The organism is Streptomyces xanthochromogenes (genome assembly GCF_014650455.1).
Classification (GTDB): Bacteria; Actinomycetota; Actinomycetes; order Streptomycetales; family Streptomycetaceae; genus Streptomyces; species Streptomyces xanthochromogenes.
In genome coordinates this window covers 144,996-163,096 of sequence record NZ_BMUZ01000001.1, presented here as the reverse complement: position 1 = coordinate 163,096, position 18,101 = coordinate 144,996, and the positions used below count along the sequence as shown (strand labels likewise).

The following is an 18,101-nucleotide window of genomic DNA, read 5'->3' as shown; positions in this document are numbered from 1 at the left end:
AAGGGCATGAGCGAGACCCCGGACAGCGCCGTCCAGACCGCCACCGCAGTGGTGCGCACGTACATCGAGCAGCACCGCGCCGCCTTCCTCGGCGACCTCGCCGAGTGGCTGCGCATCCCGTCGGTGTCGGCCCAGCCCGACCACGACGCCGACGTGCGCCGCAGCGCCGACTGGCTCGCCGCCAAGCTCCGCGAGACCGGCTTCCCGGTCGTGGAGATCCTGGACACCCCGGGCGCCCCCGCCGTCTATGCCGAGTGGCCCTCGGGCGAGCCGGGTGCGCCCACCGTCCTGGTCTACGGGCACCACGACGTCCAGCCCGCCGCCCGCGCGGACGGCTGGGACACCGAGCCGTTCGAGCCGGTGATCGCCGACGGGCGGATGTACGGACGCGGCGCCGCCGACGACAAGGGCCAGGTGTTCTTCCACACCCTCGGCGTCCGCGCGCACCTCGCCGCCACCGGCCGCACCGCCCCCGCGGTCAACCTCAAGCTCCTCGTCGAGGGCGAGGAGGAGTCCGGCTCGCCGCACTTCCGCGCCCTGGTCGAGGAGCACGCCGAGCGTCTCGCCGCGGACGTGGTGATCGTGTCGGACACCGGCATGTGGTCCGAGGACACTCCTACCGTGTGCACCGGCATGCGCGGCCTCGCGGAGTGCGAGATCCAGCTGTACGGGCCCGCCCAGGACATCCACTCCGGGTCCTTCGGCGGTGCGGTGCCCAACCCGGCGACGGCCGCGGCCCGCCTGGTCGCCGCCCTGCACGACGCCGACCAGCACGTGACCGTGCCCGGCTTCTACGACGGCATCGCCGAGCTGACCGACGCCGAGCGCGAGCTGTTCGCCGAGCTGCCCTTCGACGAGGCCGCATGGCTGCGCACCGCCAAGTCCCGGGCGGCCCACGGCGAGGCCGGGTTCTCCACCCTGGAGCGGATCTGGGCCCGTCCGACGGCCGAGGTCAACGGCATCGGCGGCGGCTACCAGGGCCCCGGCGGCAAGACGGTCGTGCCGTCGTCGGCGATGGTGAAGCTGTCCTTCCGCCTGGTCGCCGGCCAGGACCCCGACCACATCGAGAAGATCGTCACGGACTGGACCGCCGGGCAGCTCCCGGCCGGCATCCGGCACGAGATCACCTGGAGTGCCGGCACCCGGCCGTGCCTCACCCCCCTCGACCACCCGGCGCTCAAGTCCGTGGTCCGGGCGATGGGGCAGGCCTTCGGCACGAAGGTCCGCTTCACCCGGGAGGGCGGTTCGGGACCCGCCGCCGACCTCCAGGACGTACTGGCGGCGCCCGTTCTCTTCCTGGGGATCTCGGTCCCCTCCGACGGCTGGCACGCGCCCAACGAGAAGGTCGAGCTCGACCTCCTGTTCAAGGGCGTCGAGACGACGGCCCACCTGTGGAGCGACCTCGCCGCCACCACAGCCTGAGCCGTCGGCCCCCAGCCACCGGCTGACAGAAATCGCTGAACACACCATCCATCCGGGGGAGTTGGAAGCACCTGTGAGCACCACCAGCAGTGAAGCCTTCACGGACCGGCCGATCGGGCTCGCCACGCCCATCGGCCTGACCGAGCCGAGCGGCATCGACCGGGCGGCCCACCACCGCCTCGACGAGGCCTGGCTGGCAGCCGCCTGGAGCCATCCGACGACCCGGGTCTTCGTGGTCTCCGGCGGCCAGGTTCTGATCGACGAGCCCGCGGACGGGGCGGAGGGGCGCACCGAGCTCGTGATGACCCCGGCCTTCGAGGCCCCGGTCACCGAGACCCACCGCTACTTCCTGGGCACCGACGAGGACGGCGTCAGCTACTTCGCCCTGCAGAAGGATGCCCTGCCCGGCCGCATGGACCAGTCGGCCCGGCCCGCGGGGCTGCGCGAGGCGGGGCTGCTGCTCTCGGCCCGCGAGGCGAGTCTGATGACGCACGCGGTGGCCCTGGAGAACTGGCAGCGCCTGCACCGCTTCTGCTCCCGCTGCGGCGAGCGCACCGTGATCGCGGCGGCCGGCCACATCCGCCGCTGCCCGGCCTGCGGCGCGGAGCACTATCCGCGCACCGACCCGGCCGTGATCATGCTGGTCACCGACGACCAGGACCGGGCGCTGCTCGGCCGCCAGGTGCACTGGCCCGAGGGCCGCTTCTCGACCCTGGCGGGCTTCGTCGAGCCCGGCGAGTCCATCGAGCACTCAGTGCGCCGCGAGGTCTTCGAGGAGGCCGGTGTCACGGTCGGCCCGGTCGAGTACGTCGCGAGCCAGCCCTGGCCCTTCCCGTCCAGCCTGATGCTCGGCTTCATGGCGAAGGCCACGTCGTGCGAGATCAACGTGGACGGCGAGGAGATCCACGAGGCGCGCTGGTTCTCCCGCGAGGACCTCGCCGCCGCCTTCGAGTCCGGCGAGGTGCTGCCCCCGTACGGCATCTCGATCGCGGCCCGCCTCATCGAGCTCTGGTACGGAAAGCCCCTGCCGAAGCCGTCCCACTGACGCCGGCCGCGATCGGTTCCGGCCATGCGGAAGGCCCCCGTCCAAGCTTGGACGGGGGCCTTCCGCATGGCCGGGCGAGCGGCTCCGGGCCGCTCGCTCCGCTCGGTCGCCTCAGACGCCGATCTTCTGCTTGACCTGCGCGAGCGACGGGTTGGTGAGCGTCGAACCGTCGTCGAAGAGCACGGTCGGGACCGTCTGGTTGCCGCCGTTGGCCTTCTCCACGAACTCGGCGGACGCCGGGTCGTGCTCGATGTTGACCTCGGTGTACGCGATGCCCTCGCGGTCCATCTGCTTCTTCAGCCGCTGGCAGTAGCCGCACCAGGTGGTGCTGTACATCGTCACAGTGCCCGGCATGTGTCTCGCGCTCCTCTGTATAGCTGACTGGCGTGCGCGCCCCGCCCAAACGCGGTTCCGCAGGCTGTGGAACGTACGGGAGCCGACCACCATTCCCGAGCCGCCCCCGCATGTGACCGAACCGCCATGGCCGGTCCGCGCGGCCCGCTCCGGCCCGCTCGACGGGCGGGGGCCGGGCACCGGACGGCATCGGACAGGGCACCGGACGGCATCGGGCAGGGCATTCGTAGGACCGCGGACGCCACCTGTGGACAACGCGGCGCAGCAGTCCCGGACGACCTGGCAGCATGGCGGGGTGACATCAGCAACGCACTCCACTCTGTTCCCGCCGGTCCCCGACACGGCCGACGCGGTGCTCGAAGGGCTCGACCCCGAGCAGCGCGAGGTCGCGACGGCCCTGCACGGTCCGGTGTGCGTGCTGGCCGGCGCGGGCACCGGCAAGACCCGCGCGATCACCCACCGGATCGCGTACGGGGTGCGCTCGGGAATCCTGCCCCCGGCCGGGGTGATGGCCGTCACCTTCACCAACCGGGCGGCCGCCGAGATGCGCGGCCGGCTGCGCGAGCTCGGCGTCGGCAGCGTCCATGCCCGCACCTTCCACGCCGCGGCCCTCAGCCAGCTCCAGCATTTCTGGCCCATGGCGGTCGGCGGTCAGCATCCGCCCCGGCTCCTCGACCGCAAGGTCCAGCTGGTCGCGGAGGCGGCGGCCCGCGGCGGCCTGCGGCTGGACCGCAACGAGCTGCGCGACGTGACCGGCGAGATCGAATGGGCCAAGGTCACCCAGACCGTGCCCGCCGACTATCCGGCGGCCGTCGCCAAGTCGCACCGGGAGCCGCCGCGCGACCCGGCCGAGATCGCCCAGATCTACCGGACGTACGAACAGCTCAAGCAGGACCGCGTCGTCATCGACTTCGAGGACGTGCTGCTCCTCATGGTCGGCGTCCTCCAGTACCGGGAGGACATCGCCCAGCGGGTCCGCAGCCAGTACCAGCACTTCGTGGTGGACGAGTACCAGGACGTCAGCCCCCTCCAGCAGCGCCTGCTGGATCTGTGGCTCGGCGACCGCGACACCCTGTGCGTGGTGGGCGACGCCAGCCAGACCATCTACTCCTTCACCGGCGCGACCCCCGACCACCTGCTGGACTTCCGCACCCGCCACCCCAGCGCGACGGTCGTCAAGCTGGTCCGGGACTACCGCTCCACCCCCCAGGTCGTGCACCTGGCCAACGGCCTGCTCAACCAGGCGAGCGGGCGCGCCGCCGAGCACCGCCTGGAGCTGATCTCCCAGCGCCCCACGGGCCCCGAGCCCGTCTACACGGAGTACGGCGACGAGCCGGCCGAGGCCGAGGGAGTCGCCCGGCGCATCCGCGACCTCATCCGCTCCGGCGTCCCGGCCGGCGAGATCGCGGTGCTCTACCGGATCAACGCCCAGTCCGAAATCTACGAGCAGGCCCTGGCGGACTTGGACGTGCCGTACCAGATGCGCGGCGCCGAGCGGTTCTTCGAGCGCCCCGAGGTCCGCGAAGCGAAGACCGCGCTGAGCGGTGCCCGCCTGGCCGGCCGCAACGACGCGCTGCTCGACGACGCCGAGGACCTGCCCTCCCAGGTGCGGGCCGTGCTCGGCACCAAGGGCTGGACGGCGGCGCCGCCGAAGGGCTCGGGGGCGGTGCGCGACCGCTGGGAGTCGCTGGCCGCGATCGTCCGTCTCGCCGAGGACTACGTGAAGGCGAAGCCCGACGCGACGCTGTCCGACCTGGTGGCCGAGCTCCAGGCACGGGCCGATGCCCAGCACGCCCCGACCGTGCAGGGCGTCACGCTCGCCTCGCTGCACGCGGCCAAGGGCCTGGAGTGGGACGCCGTGTTCCTGGTCGGCCTCACCGAGGGCATGCTGCCGATCACCTACGCCAAGACGGACGAGCAGATCGAGGAGGAGCGCCGGCTGCTGTACGTCGGCGTGACCCGGGCCCGCATCCACCTCGGGCTCTCGTGGTCGCTCTCGCGCTCTCCCGGCGGCCGGGCCCACCGGCGCCCCAGCCACTTCCTGGACGGCCTGCGCCCCGGTTCCGGCTCCCGCGCCCGCGCGGTCGCGGGCGGGACGGGCGGCATCGAGCGCGGGCCCGCCGCCCGCAAGCGCGTCCACCGGGGGCCGGTGCTCTGCCGGGTGTGCGGCAAGACGCTCACCGAGGCCGGTGAGATGAAGCTGATGCGCTGCGAGGACTGCCCGTCGGACATGGACGAGGCGCTGTACGAGCGCCTGCGGGACTGGCGTGCCGACCAGGCGCGGGAGCTGGGCATGCCGCCCTACGTCGTCTTCACCGACAAGACGCTCATGGCGATCGCGGAGGCCGTGCCGTCCAGCGGCCCCGAGCTCGCGGTGATCTCCGGCGTCGGCGCCCGCAAGCTGAACCGGTTCGGCGCCGATGTCCTTGCCATCTGTGCAGGTGAGGAGCCTGGAGGAGTCGACGAGGACGGCTCATGAAAAATCGTCGAGAAAATAGTTTGCGCCCGCCAGGGGAATCCCCATAGGTTCTTAACCACGGAAACAAGAGCTTCTCCGAAGCCCGGTCTCCGTGCTGTACTTAGCTGTACTCATCCGAATACGCATGGGATCAGGCCGCGAGGCCGAAGTCCCCGAGACGCCGAGAGGAGGCGAGACCAGTGGCCAGCTACATCGAGTTCATCCCCAGCTTCATCAGCACCAAAGTGACGGACCGCTCGGTCGTCGCCACCTGCACGCTCGGCTCTTCTCCTCAGGGCACCGGTCTGTCCACCGGCGTCTCCGGTCTCGTCGGCCTCTCGGCCGTCGTCCCGGCCTCCCTGGCGGGCCTCCCCGTGCGTGATGAGCGCAATGAGCGACCGATTCAGGCACCGGAAGCAGCAGTAGCGAAGGGACGGGCCATGGCCCACGCCTTTGCGGCGGCCGGTGCCGGAGCCGAGAAGCAGACGAAGAAGTACCAGCACCACACGATGTGGGCCTTCCGTGGGCTCGAACCCTGGAGCGATCCAGCCTGATACGGATCAGGCAGGCGCCTTCAGGGCCGCGGAACCCCATCAGGGATCCGCGGCCCTTCTGTTTGTCCCGAACGGGACGGACGGAGCGAAGGGGGCCTCGGTACCAGCCGCAACCCGGCCGACCGGCCGGAACGACACAGCCGACAAGACGAGGAAGAAAACACCGTGCAACTCGAAGCGCACGCCCCGTCCGTACCGCCCGCCCCGACTCTTCCCCCGCCCGGTCTCACGGAGGACCCCGCCTTGACTCCCCTCACCGCGCTCACCGCGCTCGACGACGCCATCGAGAACCTCGGCGTACCCGTGCCCTGCCGCTCCTTCGACCCGGAGGTCTTCTTCGCCGAGTCCCCGGCCGATGTCGAGTACGCCAAGTCGCTCTGCCAGACCTGCCCCCTGATGGCCGCCTGCCTCGCGGGCGCCAAGGAGCGGCGCGAGCCGTGGGGTGTCTGGGGCGGAGAGCTCTTCGTCCAGGGTGTGGTCGTTGCCCGCAAGCGGCCGCGTGGTCGCCCGCGCAAGAACCCGGTCGCCGCATGAACCGCCCGGGAACCATCGACCGCCCCCGAACGAACGACCCCCAGAAGCAGGCCCCGATGACGACGTCCGCGAGCGAGCCGACCGGCTCCGCGACCCCAGACTTCACCACCACCGGCGCGAACGAGTCGCGTCAGAACAGGACCCTTGAAATGCAACTCATGCCAGAAGCCTTGGCTCGTGCGCATATGCATCAGCGACTGCAGGAGGCCGAGGTGGAGCGCCAGGCGGTTCGCCTGGTCTCCGCCCGGCGGATGCAGCGGCGCGCCGAGCGCGCGTCGATGCGCGCCCGCCGTGCCCTCGCCATGGCCGTCATGCACTGACGGCCGGCGCGCCAGGCACAACCGGAATACAGACAGCAAGACGGGGGCAGGTCCGAACGGACCTGCCCCCGCGGTGCGTTGTGGTCCCGGCGGGCCCGCTACGGCGGTATCGTCGCGAGGTGGACGACCAGAATCGGCCGGTGGCCGAAACCATCGTGTGCTCCCACTGCGGGACCCCTGCTCCGGCAGGCGGCCCACCGCCCATGTGGACCTACTCGGTCGAGAACGGCACCGGCCGCTACTACTGCGACGACTGTGCCCGCGCCAACATCAGAGCCATCGAAGGCAGGCTCGACGCGGCTTGGTGGTAGCGCCCGCCCCGCTCTTCCCGGCGGCGCCAGGCGGACACCGCCGGGATGCCCGCCGCCCCGCTCTTCCCGGCGGCGCCCGTCGCGCACCGCCCGGGGCGGCGCCCGCGGCCGTGCCGGGCGCCCGCCCTCACGCCTCCTCGGCCGCCACCGCCTCGACCGCCGGCTCCGCCACCGCTTCGACCGTCGGCTCCGCGACCGCGACGGGCTCCGCATCGGGCGACGCGTCCGCCAGGAACCCCGGCAGCCACTCCTCCAACTCGGCCCGCATCCGCACCGTCGCGTCCAGCTGGCACAGCACCCCGATGGTGGACAGCGTCACGCGGTGTATCAGCAGATACGACGGCGGCAGGTTGAGCTGCTTGCCCAACTGGTGGGCCGGAGAGCGGGGATCGGCGATTCGGGCCGCCTGCCCGCGCATCCAGCTCCGGCTGAAGGTGAACTCGTCGGCCTGGGCGGGCTCGATGATCGGCACCAGATAGTCGAGCACCGCGTCCGGGTCGAGCTCGATGGACTCCTTGACGAAGCCCTCCTCGCGCAGCCGCTCGTACACCGCCTCGGCCTCGCCCTCCAGCGTCATCCGCAGGGATTCGCCGATGGTCGAGGGCAGGCCGCCGGGCAGCCGGTCCACCGTGCCGAAGTCCAGGACGCCGAGCCGCCAGGGGCCGCCGTCCTTCTCCGGCGCCAGCAGCCGGAAGTTGCCCGGATGCGGGTCGGCGTGCAGCAGCCCGGTCCTGGCCGGGCCCGAGAAGAGGAACCGGGTGAGGAGCTGACCGGCGCGGTCGCGCTGCTCCGGTGTGCCGTCCCTGATCACGTCCGAGAGCGGTATCCCCTCGATCCACTCGGTGACCAGGACCTGGTCGCACTGGTGCACCACATCGGGCACCAGCACATCGGCATCGCCCGCGAACTCCTCGGCGTGCTCCCGCTGGGCCCGCGCCTCCAGCTCGTAGTCCAGCTCCTCCGAGACCCGGTCGTGCAGCTCGGAGATGAGCGGCTTGATGTCCATCCCGGGGATCAACGGCCCGAGCAGCCGGGCGAACCGGCTCAGCTGGGTGAGGTCCGAGAGCAGCGCCTCGCCCGCCCCCGGGTACTGCACCTTGACGGCCACCGTGCGCCCGTCGTGCCACACCGCCCGGTGCACCTGCCCGATGGAGGCGGCGGCCGCCGGCTTCTCGTCGAACTCCAGGAACAACTCCCGCCAGTCGGCGCCGATCTGCCGCTCCAGCACGCCGTGGACCGTGCTGGTCGGCATCGGGGGCGCGGCCTCCTGGAGCTTGGTCAGGGCGGCCCGGTAGGGACCCGCGACCTCTTCCGGGAGGGCGGACTCGAAGACGGACAGCGCCTGCCCGAACTTCATCGCCCCTCCCTTGAGCTCGCCGAGGACCTTGAAGAGCTGCTCGGCGGTGCGCTGCTGAAGCTCGCGGGCGACCAGCTCCGCCGACTTGCCGCCGATCCGCTTGCCCAGGCCCCAGGTCGCCCGGCCGGCGAAGCCAAGTGGCAGAGCGGCCAGCTTGGCGGTCCGGGTGACCGCCTTCCGGGGAAGATCAGACATGAGCCCCTCCAAATCCCAGACAGCAGCGCCCTCGCAGGCGTTACCGGGCCATTGTGTCCTGCGCCCGGGCGGCCCCGGCGGCCTGCTCCCCCCGAGTGTTCCCGACCGCGCCGCAGAAGCAGTCACGGTGTGGCGTGATCGGGGCGGACCGCCAGTCGAGCTGCGGGAGCGAGGCCTCCCAGCGGGTGCCGGTGCTCGCCGGAAGGCCGCCGTCGAGGAACGCCAGCGCGTGCGCGGCCGCGAGGCCGGCCACCGCGGCCGCAAGGGCCAGGTCACAGGCCGGTACGGCGGTGTGCCGCCGCCCCGAGCGCCACTGCGCGAGCAGCCGCGGCCAGGCGGGGTCGCGTTCCGCGCGGCCGAGTGAGAGGCAGCCCGCACAGCCCGTGCCGCCCGGCAGGACCAGCGGGCCCACCAGCCCGGTCGTCTCCACAACTCCCGCATAGAGATGGGGAATTCCACCCCCGATCCACTCCTCGGCGTCTGCCGCGTTCGGCGCGTACACATCGAGGGGATCGCGCGGGACGACCACGATGAGGGAGAGCGGCGTCTGCTCCGCCTCCCGGGCCCGTCGCGGCGACCCGCCCGGCGCCGTCCGCCGGACGAGCTGTCCCGCCGCCGCCGCGCGGCGTTCGCCCACCGCCCCCTCGGGCAGCCCGCCGGGCGCCACGTCCCCCGGCTGTGCGAGGCCACCGTCCAGGACGTCGACCCGGCCCACCCCGGCGCCCGAGAGCAGCGCCGCGACGCTCGCGCCGACCCGCCCGGCGCCCCGGACCTGGACCCGTACGGCCCCGCGGGCGGCGAGTCTGGCCGCCGCGTCGCCCGGCTCGGGGTGGACGAGGGAGAGGGAGGCCAGATCCGGCCGCAATCGCTCCAGCGCGCCCGTCCGATCGCGCAGCGCGTCCGCCGCCGGGCCGCCGGCCGTCGGATCGTCGACCACGCCGGCCGCGGTCAACCGGGTCACCAGCTCGTCCACCTGGCCCGGTGGCAGATCCAGGGCGCGCGCCCGCTCGTACAGGATCGGCAGGCCCTGTGTGCCGTCGAGCAGTTCCAGGAAATGGCCCGTCGCCGGGTCCACCGGCGACACGACCACCGCCTGCGCGGGGGTGATCCCGAACTGCACGGTCGACCGGTCCCGCCAGGCCCGGCGCAGCGCCGGCTTCAGCATCGGATGCATCGCGAGAACCCCCGTCGTCGTGCCCGTACGTCCCCGGAACCTGCCCGATCGCAGGCTCCCGTGCGGCATGAGGCCAGAATGCACGGCTGCGCCGAGGGGTGGGAAAAGTTGTCCACAGGCGTGGGGTATTAGTCATCCGAATGCTGCACCCCAGCGGATGGATCATGGCTCAACCGTCCCGGAGGCGGGACTTCCCCCACTGCCAGCGGGTAACGTCGGGGCGTGCCCGCCGACCCACTGCAGAGTGCCGGAAGCCCGCCGCGCAGCCCCTCCGGCCTGCCGCCACGCGGTCCGGCGACGAGCGCGGTCGAGGTCCGCCGCAGCGCCCGGCGCAGCAGGACGGTCTCCGCCTACCGCGAGGGCGACCGCACCATCGTGCTGATCCCGGCCCGGATGTCGGAGGCCGAGGAGCAGCGCTGGGTCACGGTGATGCTGGACAAGCTGGCAGCGCAGGAGAGCAAGCGCATGCTGGGCGACGCCGAGCTGACCGAGCGCGCCGAGCGGCTGTCCGAGCAGTACTTCGAGGGCCGGGCCCGCCCGGCGTCCGTGCGCTGGGTGACCAACCAGAACACCCGCTGGGGCTCGTGCACCCCGGCCGAGGGCAGCATCCGCCTCTCGCACCGGCTGCAGGGGATGCCGGAGTACGTCGTCGACTACGTGCTGCTGCACGAACTGGCCCACCTCCTGGTGCCGGGCCACGGCCCCCGGTTCTGGCGGCTCCTTGAGGCCTATCCGCGCACCGAGCGGGCCCGCGGCTACCTGGAGGGCGTGGTCGCCGCCGACCGCCTTCCGCACCTGCCGGGTGCCCGCGAGGAGTGAGGAACGCGGGGCCCGCGATGCGGGTCGACGGTTCTGTACCGAATGTGTAGCGGCTTCGCCGATTGTCCGAGGCAGCCGTTAGCCTGGCGCGACGCATTCACCTCGGGATGGGGGACGGTCGGTACGCATGGCCAGGGAATTCCAGCGCGGCCACAAGGCCAAGGTCAGTGATCTCACGGCAGGGACGGATCTGTACGTGGGCGTGCAGATCGGGGGGCCCGGGCTGACGTTCGACATCAGCTGCTTCGGGCTCGACGCCAACGAGCAGCTGTCGGACGACCGTTACTTCGTCTTCTTCAACCAGCCGAAGTCCCCCGAGGAGTCGATCCAGCTCCTGGGCGCGCAGGCCGGTGACACCGAGTCGTTCCGCGTCACCCTGGACCGGGTTCCGGCGAACATCCACAAGCTCTCCTTCACCGCGTCCCTCGACGGCGCGGGCCAGATGTCGCAGGCCGGCCCCGGCTACATCCGGGTCGTCGCCGGCGGCGAGGAAGTGGTCCGGTACTCCTTCACGGGCGCGGAGTTCAGCACCGAGCGGGCCGTCATGCTCGGCGACTTCTACCTGAAGGACGTGTGGCGGTTCGCCGCCGTCGGCCAGGGCTTCGACGGAGGCCTCGAAGCCCTCCTGAAGAACTTCGGCGGCGAGGTCCTGGATGAGGAGCCCGCGGCCCCGCAGCAGCCCGAGCCGCAGGGCGCGGCCCCGGGCTTCGCGCCGCCGCCCCAAGTCGGCGCGCCCGCACCGCAGTTCGGCGCCCCGGCGCAGACCCCGCAGCCCGCGCCCGCCTTCAACGCGCCACCGCCCGCGCCTGCTCCGCAGCACTACGCGCCGCCGCCCCAGGGGTCCACCCCACCACCCGCGCCGGCCCCCGCGCCGAGCCCCCAGATCCACGCGGCGCCCACCATCGCCGCGCCGATGCACCTGGTGCCCGGCGCCGTGCCGCCGCCGCCCGCGCCGACGCCGTACGGGCAGCCCCAGCAGCCTCCCTACGGACAGCCGCCGCAGCAGCCCCAGTTCGGGCAGGGGCCGGGTCACATTCCCGGCCAGGTGCCGCCGCCGGGTGCCCCCGCTCCGTACGGTCGGCCGGCGCCCCATGGACAGCCCGCCGCCTATGGCCGGCCGCAGGGCGGTGGCCTGCAGGCGGCCATCCAGATGTACAAGGAACTGCCCACGGGCCAGCGCTGGATCTCGCAGAACAAGCAGCTCGTCCGGGTCGATCTCGGGGCCGGCGGTCAGCCGGTGCTGGCCCGCCAGGGCAGCATGGTCATGTACCAGGGCAAGGTCGACTTCGGGTACAAGGGCGCCGGCTTCGCGGGCCGGATCGTCGGCAACGCGACCGGCCAGGAAATGCAGTTGATGCGGTGCACCGGCCGCGGCCAGGTCTTCCTCGCCGAGAACAGCGCCCATCTGCACCCCATCGAGCTCCAGGGCGACGGCATCTGCGTCTCCGCCGAGCACGTCCTGGCCTTCGACGAGTCCCTCCAGTACGAGGTCCGCCGTATCGAGGGACACGGCATTCCCGGTGGCGCCCTGTTCACCATGCTGTTCCAGGGCACCGGCACCGTCGTCGTGATGACGCACGGCACCCCGGTGGTGCTGCCGGTCACCCCGACCACGTTCGCCGACAGCGACGCGATCGTCGCCTGGTCCGCCGCGTCCCAGGTGATCGTCTCCAGCCAGGTCCGGCTGCGGCGCAACGCCTATCCGGGGCACAGCGGCGAGTCCGTCAATCTCCAGTTCCGGGGCGCCCCCGGCAACTTCATCGTCGTCCAGCCGTACGAGGTCTGAGGGAGCCCGAAGAATGAACCAGCAGCTCACGGGCTATGCCCCCACCCCCGTCGCGGCCCGGATGGAGAACCACGGCAGCGCCATGCTCAAGGTGGCCATGGTCACCGGCCAGGACCTGTTCGCCCGGGTCGGCTCGATGGTCGCCTACGAGGGCTTCATCGAGTACGAGCCCAACCCGCCCGCCGTGCGCCAGATGGCCCGGGACTGGATCACCGGCGAGGGCGCGCCCCTCATGAAGTGCACCGGCGACGGGCTGCTCTACCTCGCCGACTACGGGGCCAACGTCGTGATCGTCAACCTCGACAACGACGCGCTCTCGGTCAACGGCACCAATGTGCTCGCCTTCGACGCGAGCCTGCAGTGGGGTGTCGAACGGGTCAAGGGGCTCGCCAAGTTCGCCGGCCAGGGCCTGTTCAACGTGAAGATCTCCGGCACCGGCTGGGTCGCGCTGACCTCCCGCGGCACGCCGGTCGTCGTCGACTGCGGCAGCGGCGAGGACGAGACGTACGTCGACCCGGACGCGCTGGTCGCCTGGTCCCCGAACCTGAAGGTGAAGGGCAAGCGCAGTTTCAAGGCCTCCTCGCTGATCGGCCGGGGCAGCGGAGAGGCGTACCAGATGGCCTTCTCGGGCCAGGGCATCGTCGTCGTACAGCCGAGTGAGGACAGCACGGACCGCCTGCGGGCCCGGGGCTGAGGGGGAGAGACACCATGCAGAGCCCGCTTTTCAGCTACACCGAGCAGCAGTCCCCGGAGCGGTACACGGCGCAGAACCCGCAGTTGCTGCGGGCCGTGCTCACCGGCCACGACGACCTCCTGGCCCGCAAGGGGGCCATGGTCGCCTACCAGGGGCTGATGGAGTTCGACGGCGAGTACCAGTCGAACGGCCAGCGCAACGCCCGCGCCCGCACCGGCGAGGGCCTGGACCTGATGCGCGTCTCGGGCCAGGGCACGGTCTACCTCGCCAACCTGGCCCAGTACGTCCACGTGGTGGACGTCGACCGGGACGGTCTGACCGTCGACAGCGGCTACGTCCTCGCGATGGACTCCTCACTGCACCACGAGGTCATCGCCGTGGACAGCCAGTACGGGGTGTCCGGCACCGGCAAGTACCAGCTCAACATCACGGGCACCGGCAAGGTCGTCCTGATGACCTCGGGCCAGCCGCTGATGCTCCAGGTCACGCCCGAGAAGTACGTCAACGCCGACGCGGACGCGATCGTGGCCTGGTCGACGTCGCTGCGCGTCCAGATGCAGGCGCAGACGCACTCCACCGGCGTGTGGCGGCGGCGCGGCAACACCGGCGAGGGCTGGGAGCTGAGCTTCCTCGGCCAGGGCTTCGCCCTGGTCCAGCCCAGCGAGGTGCTGCCCCCGCAGAACGCGGTGATCGGCCAAGGCATGCGCGCCCAGTACGGCATGGGCCAGCAGGGCGCCCACGCCCAGAACCAGGGCAACGCCTGGAGCTAGCCGGCTGCCGTCGAAGGCAGGAGTAAGGGGCGCTCACCCTTGGTGAACGCCCCTTACTTCATTGCCGGTTGAGGCACGGCCTCGGCTTTCGGTCTGCCCGCACGGCTCCGGCTACAGCCGTGCCCGGGTCGCCTCCAGGAGGCGGACCACCGACTCGTCGGCGACCTGGGCCACCTCGTCGTAGCCGAACCAGCGCAGGTCCAGGGACTCGTCGCTGATCGCCTCGACCGCGCCGGCCGGGGCGAGCGCCGCGTACTGGATGTCCAGGTGCCAGTGGCAGGGTGCCGGGATGGGGTGCCGGTCGAGGCGGACGGGCCCGCCCGCGAGCAGCGTGAGCCCGGCGACACCGGACTCCTCCTCGGCCTCGCGCAGCGCGGCGGCCGCCACCGTGGCATCGCCCGGCTCGCAGTGGCCGCCCATCTGGAGCCACATGTTGAGCTTCTTGTGCAGCGTGAGCAGCACCCGCTCCCGCTCCGGGTCGATGACGAGCGCGCTCGCCGTCAGATGGCCCGCCCCACAGGCCTTCCACATGCCGTCGGGGTGCGCCGAGAGGTGGTCCAGGTAGGCCTGGCGCAGCTCGGCCTGGCCCTCGTACGCCTTCAGTACCAGGACGGCGTCGTCGTGCAGGCTCACTTGTCGGACTCGCCCTTGCCGTCGCCGTTCGCACCGGTCTCGCCGGTCTCGTCGCTCTCGCCGTTCGCGGCCGGCTTCCCGTCGTCCTTCTTCAGGGAGGGGCCGTTCTGCTCGGCGGCCTCGCCGAGCATCTTGTCGAGCTCCGAGAAGTCGAGGTGCTCGCGGTGCACGAAGCCGTCCGGGTCGTCCAGGTCGGTGGCCGTCGGCAGCATGTCGGGGTGCTCCCACAGGTCGTCCCGGCCGTCCACACCGCGCGCGTCGGTGAGCGAGGCCCACAGGCGCGCGGCGTCCCGCAGCCGGCGCGGACGCAGCTGGAGGCCGATCAGCGTGGCGAAGGTCTGCTCGGCCGGGCCACCGGTCGCCCGGCGCCGTCGCAGCGTCTCGCGCAGCGCGTCCGCCGAGGTGAGCCGGGGCTTGGCAGCCGCGTGGACCACCGCGTCGACCCAGCCCTCGACCAGCGCGAGCGCCGTCTCCAGGCGGGCCAGTGCGGCCTTCTGCTCCGGGGTGTCCTCCGGCTGGAACATGCCCTGCTGGAGCGCCTCCTGCAGCTGCTCCGGGTTGGACACGTCGAGCTGGCCGACCGCGTCCTCCAGCTTCGCGGTGTCGACCTTGATGCCGCGCGCGTAGCCCTCGACCGCGCCGAACAGATGTGAGCGCAGCCACGGCACATGGGCGAAGAGCCGCTGATGGGCGGCCTCGCGCAGGGCCAGGTAGAGGCGGATCTCGTCCTTGGGGACGCCCAGGTCCTTGCCGAAGGCCTCGATGTTCAGCGGGAGCAGCGCGGCCTTGCCGGCCGGGCCGAGCGGCAGCCCGATGTCGGTCGAGCCGACGACCTCGCCCGCGAGGGTGCCCACGGCCTGCCCGATCTGCTGACCGAACATGGCGCCGCCCATGGAGCGCATCATCCCGATCAGCGGGCCCGCCATGGCCTGCATCTCCTCGGGCAGCACACCGCCCATGGCCGCGCCGACGCGCTCGGCGACCGGGTCGACCAGTTCCTTCCAGGCCGGCTGCGTGGCCTCGACCCACTCCGCGCGGCTCCAGGCCACCGCGGTGGTGGAGCCCGAGGGGAGCGACGTCGCGTCGTCGAGCCACAGGTCGGCGAGGCGCACGGCCTCCTGGACGGCGGCGCGCTCGGCGGGGCCGACGCTCTCGTCCTTGGTGCCGTCGGCGGTGCCCTGGGCGACCGTCTGGCGGGCGATCTGCTTGGCCATGTCCCAGTTCACGGGACCGCCCTCGTAGCTGAGCATCTGGCCGAGCTGCTGGAAGGCCGCGCCCAGGTCGTTCGGGTTCATCGAACCGAACATCGCGGCGAACGGGTTGTCCTCGCCGCCGGCTGCTCCCGGGAAGCCGAAGGGGTTGCCGCCCTGGCCACCGGCACCCTGGCCACCACCGGCAGGGTCCTTCTTCTGGCCGTCGCCGTTCTCCGGCTCCTCCGGCGGAAGGCCGAATCCGAATGGGGTGTCACTCACGGGTTTCCTCGGCTCGTCAGGCCGCCGGCTGCTGCCGACGGCGGCTTCCCCACAACACCACCAGCGTAGACATCCGAGCGGGATAAGGGCTCGGTGCTCCGCCGCCTCGCGGGCTGCGGCAGGATGGACGCCACCTGGTACGTACGCGTCATTAACGTACGTACTGAAGACAACCGCTGGAGACGCCCGGTGAGTTCCCCAGATCCGCAGGTTCGCGCAGCGCGAAACCTCTCAACCTCAACATCACGCGGTCCCGTCGTCGCCGTGACCGGTGCCGCGTCCGGGATCGGCGCCCTGCTGACCGCGCGGCTCGCCGCGTCCGACGAGGTCAAGCAGGTCATCGCCCTCGACGAGCGCAGGGGCGAGGTCTCCGAGGCGACCTGGCACATCCTGGACGTACGGGACCCGGCGATCGCCGAGAAGCTGCGCGGCGCCGACGTCGTCGTGCACCTGGCGCTCGACCTGGACCTGGAGACGGACGCGGCGGCCCGCACGGCCTACAACGTGCGCGGCACCCAGACCGTGCTGACCGCCGCGGCCGCCGCGGGCGTGCACCGGGTGGTGCTGTGCACCTCGGCGATGGTCTACGGGGCGCTGCCCGACAACGACATCCCGCTCTCCGAGGACGCCGAGCTGCGGGCCACCGCCGAGGCCACCGGCGTCGGCGACCTGCTGGAGATCGAGCGGCTGGGACGGCGGGCCCCGCGCGCCCACCCCGGCCTCAACGTCACCGTGGTCCGGCCCGCCGTCCTGGTCGGCGGCACCGACACCGCCCTCACCCGGTACTTCGAGTCGCCGCGCCTCCTGGTGGTCGCCGGATCGCGTCCGACCTGGCAGTTCTGCCACGTGGACGACCTGTGCAGCGCGCTGGAGTACGCCGCGCTCGGGAAGGTCGACGGGGAGTTCGCGGTGGGCTGCGACGGATGGCTTGAGCAGGAGGAGGTCGAGGAGCTCAGCGGCATCCGCCGCATGGAGCTGCCCTCGGCGGTCGCCCTGGGGGCCGCGGCCCGACTGCACCGGATCGGACTCACGCCCTCGCCGGCCGGTGACCTCGCGTACACGATGCATCCCTGGGTCGTGAGCGTCGGGCGGCTGCACGACGCGGGCTGGCGGCCGCAGTGGACCAACGAGGAGGTGCTCGCCGAGCTCCTCGAAGAGGTCGCGGGCCGGCACACCGTCGCGGGCCGCAGGCTCGGCCGCAAGGACGCCACCGCCGCCGGTGCCGCCGGTGCCACCGTCGCCCTGCTCGGCGCCGCCGCCGTGGTGCGCAGGGCCCGCAAGCGCCGGGGGCTGTAGGACCCTCCTACGGAGGGCCGCGGCGCCCGGTCGAAAGAGCTATTCCGGGATGTCGCTCCCGTACGGCACGATGGAACCATGGCACGCACGTACCCCGACCACCCCGGCGAGCAGGCGGCGCACGACCCGATCCGCCTCCTCGCGATCCGTGACACCCCGCTCTCGGTCGACGAGGTCTTCGCGGCCTCGGGCGACTTCGCGGCGGGTGGTACGACGCTCTTCGTCGGCACCGTGCGCAACCACGACGGCGGCACCGACGTCGACACCCTGGGGTACTCCTGCCATCCGAGCGCCGAGGCGGAGATGCGCCGGGTGGCCGAGAAGGTCGTCGCCGACTATCCGGTCCGCGCGCTGGCCGCCGTCCACCGTGTGGGCGATCTGGAGGTCGGAGATATCGCGGTCGTCGTCGCGGTGTCCTGCCCGCACCGCGCGGAGGCCTTCGAGGCCTGCCGCAAGCTGATCGACGACCTCAAGCACGAGGTCCCGATCTGGAAGCACCAGCGCTTCTCGGACGGTACGGAGGAGTGGGTCGGCGCCTGCTGACGCGGCCTCCGTATCTGAAACCCCGTCGGGTGCCATGCGCCCCGATTTGCGTAACCGCACCCCTGGCGCAAGCGTTGAACCAGCGGATGGCTAATCTGCTGATCTGTCGGTTGCGGTAGCTCATTTGGGGACGGGAGGTCGGAATGGCTGTACTCACTTGGCTGCTGATTCCGCTTTTCGCTGCTGTCGGCGCGGCGATATGGGCGAGCTGGGCCGCCCGTGATCGCACCTCCGGCGATGTGGCTGAACTCGCCGGATACAGCCGGTTCCGTGAAGCGATGGAGAAATCCCGCTCCGGATCCGACGCCCTCTGACGCACGACCGACGCACGACCGACGCACGACCGTCGGCGCACACCGGTCTT

Annotated in this window: 19 protein-coding genes; 14 read left to right on the top strand and 5 right to left on the bottom strand. The window is 72.0% G+C overall.

Annotation, left to right across the window (positions count from 1 at the left end):
- The first annotated feature begins 6 nt into the window (after positions 1–6).
- Positions 7–1,422: a dipeptidase gene (locus IE267_RS00760; RefSeq protein ID WP_189761864.1), complete on the top strand. Its 1,416-nt coding sequence runs from the start codon at positions 7–9 to the stop codon at positions 1,420–1,422.
- A 73-nt stretch (positions 1,423–1,495) separates the two neighbouring features.
- Positions 1,496–2,467, top strand: a complete 972-nt coding sequence (nudC, locus tag IE267_RS00755) for an NAD(+) diphosphatase (protein ID WP_229860541.1) — start codon at positions 1,496–1,498, stop codon at positions 2,465–2,467.
- A gap of 111 nt (positions 2,468–2,578) precedes the next feature.
- On the opposite strand, the gene IE267_RS00750 is transcribed toward nudC, so the two are convergent.
- Complete coding sequence (locus tag IE267_RS00750; RefSeq protein WP_161254295.1) at positions 2,579–2,821, bottom strand: mycoredoxin; 243 nt, start codon at positions 2,819–2,821, stop codon at positions 2,579–2,581.
- A 295-nt stretch (positions 2,822–3,116) separates the two neighbouring features.
- On the opposite strand from IE267_RS00750, the gene IE267_RS00745 reads away from it, so the two are divergent.
- From IE267_RS00745 to IE267_RS00725, 5 genes are all read left to right on the top strand, one after another.
- Positions 3,117–5,300 (top strand): ATP-dependent DNA helicase UvrD2, encoded by a 2,184-nt coding sequence (locus IE267_RS00745; protein ID WP_189761863.1) that lies wholly within the window; start codon positions 3,117–3,119, stop codon positions 5,298–5,300.
- Positions 5,301–5,500: 200 nt separating this feature from the next.
- On the top strand, positions 5,501–5,833 hold the full coding sequence (locus IE267_RS00740; RefSeq protein ID WP_189762132.1) for a hypothetical protein: 333 nt from the start codon (positions 5,501–5,503) through the stop codon (positions 5,831–5,833).
- A gap of 165 nt (positions 5,834–5,998) precedes the next feature.
- Positions 5,999–6,367, top strand: a complete 369-nt coding sequence (locus IE267_RS00735) for a WhiB family transcriptional regulator (protein ID WP_053729898.1) — start codon at positions 5,999–6,001, stop codon at positions 6,365–6,367.
- Entirely contained in the window at positions 6,364–6,687 is a 324-nt protein-coding gene (locus IE267_RS00730) for a putative WhiB-interacting protein (RefSeq protein WP_161254290.1), read from the top strand. The genes IE267_RS00735 and IE267_RS00730 overlap by 4 nt, the downstream gene beginning before the upstream one ends.
- A 119-nt stretch (positions 6,688–6,806) precedes the next feature.
- Positions 6,807–6,998, top strand: a complete 192-nt coding sequence (locus IE267_RS00725) for a hypothetical protein (protein WP_189762174.1) — start codon at positions 6,807–6,809, stop codon at positions 6,996–6,998.
- 127 nt (positions 6,999–7,125) lie between these two features.
- Here IE267_RS00725 and IE267_RS00720 read toward each other — a convergent pair whose 3' ends face one another.
- Together IE267_RS00720 and IE267_RS00715 are read right to left on the bottom strand one after the other, a co-directional pair.
- Positions 7,126–8,550: an ABC1 kinase family protein gene (locus IE267_RS00720; protein ID WP_189761862.1), complete on the bottom strand. Its 1,425-nt coding sequence runs from the start codon at positions 8,548–8,550 to the stop codon at positions 7,126–7,128.
- Between the two features lie 40 nt (positions 8,551–8,590).
- Entirely contained in the window at positions 8,591–9,724 is a 1,134-nt protein-coding gene (locus tag IE267_RS00715; protein WP_189761861.1) for a ThiF family adenylyltransferase, read from the bottom strand.
- A gap of 222 nt (positions 9,725–9,946) precedes the next feature.
- Here IE267_RS00715 and IE267_RS00710 point away from each other — a divergent pair, with 222 nt between their 5' ends.
- The 4 genes from IE267_RS00710 (at position 9,947) to IE267_RS00695 (ending at position 13,793) form a co-directional block, all read left to right on the top strand.
- Positions 9,947–10,543: a M48 metallopeptidase family protein gene (locus tag IE267_RS00710; RefSeq protein ID WP_161258392.1), complete on the top strand. Its 597-nt coding sequence runs from the start codon at positions 9,947–9,949 to the stop codon at positions 10,541–10,543.
- A 127-nt stretch (positions 10,544–10,670) separates the two neighbouring features.
- Positions 10,671–12,329 carry a TerD family protein gene (locus IE267_RS00705; RefSeq protein ID WP_189761860.1) on the top strand — a complete coding sequence of 553 codons (1,659 nt, stop codon included), beginning with the start codon at positions 10,671–10,673 and terminating at the stop codon, positions 12,327–12,329.
- Positions 12,330–12,342: 13 nt separating this feature from the next.
- Positions 12,343–13,023, top strand: coding sequence for an AIM24 family protein (locus IE267_RS00700; protein ID WP_167157114.1), 681 nt, complete (start codon positions 12,343–12,345; stop codon positions 13,021–13,023).
- Positions 13,024–13,037: 14 nt separating this feature from the next.
- Entirely contained in the window at positions 13,038–13,793 is a 756-nt protein-coding gene (locus IE267_RS00695; RefSeq protein WP_167157112.1) for an AIM24 family protein, read from the top strand.
- A gap of 111 nt (positions 13,794–13,904) precedes the next feature.
- On the opposite strand, the gene IE267_RS00690 is transcribed toward IE267_RS00695, so the two are convergent.
- Positions 13,905–14,426 (bottom strand): NUDIX hydrolase, encoded by a 522-nt coding sequence (locus IE267_RS00690; RefSeq protein ID WP_161249429.1) that lies wholly within the window; start codon positions 14,424–14,426, stop codon positions 13,905–13,907.
- Complete coding sequence (locus IE267_RS00685) at positions 14,423–15,898, bottom strand: zinc-dependent metalloprotease (RefSeq protein WP_189761859.1); 1,476 nt, start codon at positions 15,896–15,898, stop codon at positions 14,423–14,425. The genes IE267_RS00690 and IE267_RS00685 overlap by 4 nt, the downstream gene beginning before the upstream one ends.
- Positions 15,899–16,087: 189 nt before the next feature.
- Here IE267_RS00685 and IE267_RS00680 point away from each other — a divergent pair, with 189 nt between their 5' ends.
- The 3 genes from IE267_RS00680 (at position 16,088) to IE267_RS00670 (ending at position 18,051) form a co-directional block, all read left to right on the top strand.
- The gene (locus IE267_RS00680; RefSeq protein WP_167157107.1) at positions 16,088–17,194 is read left to right on the top strand and encodes an SDR family oxidoreductase; all 1,107 of its coding nucleotides are present in this window, start codon (positions 16,088–16,090) and stop codon (positions 17,192–17,194) included.
- Positions 17,195–17,272: 78 nt separating this feature from the next.
- A complete protein-coding gene (locus IE267_RS00675; RefSeq protein ID WP_161249423.1) occupies positions 17,273–17,737 on the top strand; it encodes a molybdenum cofactor biosynthesis protein MoaE in 465 nt (154 codons plus the stop codon).
- Positions 17,738–17,880: 143 nt separating this feature from the next.
- Positions 17,881–18,051 carry a hypothetical protein gene (locus tag IE267_RS00670; RefSeq protein WP_167157105.1) on the top strand — a complete coding sequence of 57 codons (171 nt, stop codon included), beginning with the start codon at positions 17,881–17,883 and terminating at the stop codon, positions 18,049–18,051.
- Positions 18,052–18,101: the final 50 nt, after the last annotated feature.

Bases quoted from the DNA above. Each gene is read 5' to 3' on its own strand.
- IE267_RS00760 (WP_189761864.1), top strand. From the start codon at position 7: ATGAGCGAGACCCCGGACAGCGCCGTCCAGACCGCCACCGCAGTGGTG.
- IE267_RS00750 (WP_161254295.1), bottom strand. From the start codon at position 2,821: ATGCCGGGCACTGTGACGATGTACAGCACCACCTGGTGCGGCTACTGC.
- IE267_RS00730 (WP_161254290.1), top strand. From the start codon at position 6,364: ATGAACCGCCCGGGAACCATCGACCGCCCCCGAACGAACGACCCCCAG.
- IE267_RS00720 (WP_189761862.1), bottom strand. From the start codon at position 8,550: ATGTCTGATCTTCCCCGGAAGGCGGTCACCCGGACCGCCAAGCTGGCC.
- IE267_RS00715 (WP_189761861.1), bottom strand. From the start codon at position 9,724: ATGCATCCGATGCTGAAGCCGGCGCTGCGCCGGGCCTGGCGGGACCGG.
- IE267_RS00705 (WP_189761860.1), top strand. From the start codon at position 10,671: ATGGCCAGGGAATTCCAGCGCGGCCACAAGGCCAAGGTCAGTGATCTC.
- IE267_RS00700 (WP_167157114.1), top strand. From the start codon at position 12,343: ATGAACCAGCAGCTCACGGGCTATGCCCCCACCCCCGTCGCGGCCCGG.
- IE267_RS00695 (WP_167157112.1), top strand. From the start codon at position 13,038: ATGCAGAGCCCGCTTTTCAGCTACACCGAGCAGCAGTCCCCGGAGCGG.
- IE267_RS00675 (WP_161249423.1), top strand. From the start codon at position 17,273: ATGGCACGCACGTACCCCGACCACCCCGGCGAGCAGGCGGCGCACGAC.
- IE267_RS00670 (WP_167157105.1), top strand. From the start codon at position 17,881: ATGGCTGTACTCACTTGGCTGCTGATTCCGCTTTTCGCTGCTGTCGGC.